This is a genomic window from Chryseobacterium sp. 2VB, assembly GCF_005503635.1.
Lineage (GTDB): Bacteria > Bacteroidota > Bacteroidia > Flavobacteriales > Weeksellaceae > Chryseobacterium > Chryseobacterium cupriresistens.
In genome coordinates this window covers 1-2,014 of sequence record NZ_SCNC01000053.1, presented here as the reverse complement: position 1 = coordinate 2,014, position 2,014 = coordinate 1, and the positions used below count along the sequence as shown (strand labels likewise).

The following is a 2,014-nucleotide window of genomic DNA, read 5'->3' as shown; positions in this document are numbered from 1 at the left end:
CCCCTCTAGGTGCTTCTAGCTTATGGCTTCTTGCTATTGGCTAAATGCCAGCAGCCAAAAGCTATTCGCCATCCGCTTTAATTAGTAGTCTCGGGCAGGCTCGAACTGCCGACCTCTACATTATCAGTGTAGCGCTCTAACCAGCTGAGCTACGAGACTCTGTTAGATTTGAGATGCATTATTTGATATTTGATATTCTTAACTTCAAATCTCGAACATCAAATTTCAAATTCTTTAATCTCTTGTCTCTCTATCCCTTTACTAATTTCTAGTGGGTTTTGTATTTTTATATATCAACCAAACAAAAAACTAAAGCTATGCTTTAAGTAAGTATTTTGTACCTTACGATACTGATTTTGTTTAACGTCTTTAAGACGCTCTAAAATGAGATGTTCCAGCCGCACCTTCCGGTACGGCTACCTTGTTACGACTTAGCCCTAGTTACCTGTTTTACCCTAGGCAGCTCCTGTTACGGTCACCGACTTCAGGTACCCCAGACTTCCATGGCTTGACGGGCGGTGTGTACAAGGCCCGGGAACGTATTCACCGCGCCATGGCTGATGCGCGATTACTAGCGATTCCAGCTTCATAGAGTCGAGTTGCAGACTCCAATCCGAACTGAGACCGGCTTTCGAGATTTGCATCACTTCGCAGTGTAGCTGCCCTCTGTACCGGCCATTGTATTACGTGTGTGGCCCAAGGCGTAAGGGCCGTGATGATTTGACGTCATCCCCACCTTCCTCTCTACTTGCGTAGGCAGTCTCACTAGAGTCCCCAACTTAATGATGGCAACTAGTGACAGGGGTTGCGCTCGTTGCAGGACTTAACCTAACACCTCACGGCACGAGCTGACGACAACCATGCAGCACCTTGAAAAATGTCCGAAGAAAAGTCTATTTCTAAACCTGTCATTTCCCATTTAAGCCTTGGTAAGGTTCCTCGCGTATCATCGAATTAAACCACATAATCCACCGCTTGTGCGGGCCCCCGTCAATTCCTTTGAGTTTCAAACTTGCGTTCGTACTCCCCAGGTGGCTAACTTATCACTTTCGCTTAGTCTCTGAAACTTACATTCCAAAAACGAGTTAGCATCGTTTACGGCGTGGACTACCAGGGTATCTAATCCTGTTCGCTCCCCACGCTTTCGTCCATCAGCGTCAGTTGTTGCTTAGTAACCTGCCTTCGCAATTGGTGTTCTAAGTAATATCTATGCATTTCACCGCTACACTACTTATTCCAGCTACTTCAACAACACTCAAGACCTGCAGTATCAATGGCAGTTTCACAGTTAAGCTGTGAGATTTCACCACTGACTTACAGATCCGCCTACGGACCCTTTAAACCCAATAAATCCGGATAACGCTTGCACCCTCCGTATTACCGCGGCTGCTGGCACGGAGTTAGCCGGTGCTTATTCGTATAGTACCTTCAGCTACCCTCACGAGGGTAGGTTTATCCCTATACAAAAGAAGTTTACAACCCATAGGGCCGTCGTCCTTCACGCGGGATGGCTGGATCAGGCTCTCACCCATTGTCCAATATTCCTCACTGCTGCCTCCCGTAGGAGTCTGGTCCGTGTCTCAGTACCAGTGTGGGGGATCACCCTCTCAGGCCCCCTAAAGATCGCAGACTTGGTGAGCCGTTACCTCACCAACTATCTAATCTTGCGCGTGCCCATCTCTATCCACCGGAGTTTTCAATACCGAATGATGCCATCCAGTATATTATGGGGTATTAATCTTCCTTTCGAAAGGCTATCCCCCAGATAAAGGCAGGTTGCACACGTGTTCCGCACCCGTACGCCGCTCTCAAGATCCCGAAAGATCTCTACCGCTCGGCTTGCATGTGTTAGGCCTCCCGCTAGCGTTCATCCTGAGCCAGGATCAAACTCTCCATTGTATGTTTGTCTGACTCACTCAAAGTTTTTAACGCTTTAGTTTTTCCTTACTTGGTTGTTATATTGTATGTCAATGATCTTTATATCTTCCGCTTTTTCCGAAGCAATCTCTCTGTC

1 tRNA gene and 1 rRNA gene are annotated in these 2,014 nt (G+C 47.1%); both read right to left on the bottom strand.

The features are described 5' to 3' along the window. Positions 1 to 85: 85 nt before the first annotated feature. A tRNA-Ile gene (locus FFS26_RS22330) sits at positions 86 to 159 on the bottom strand. Positions 160 to 382: 223 nt separating this feature from the next. Continuing rightward, positions 383 to 1,899, bottom strand: a 16S ribosomal RNA gene (locus FFS26_RS22325). Between the last annotated feature and the right edge of the window lie 115 nt (positions 1,900 to 2,014).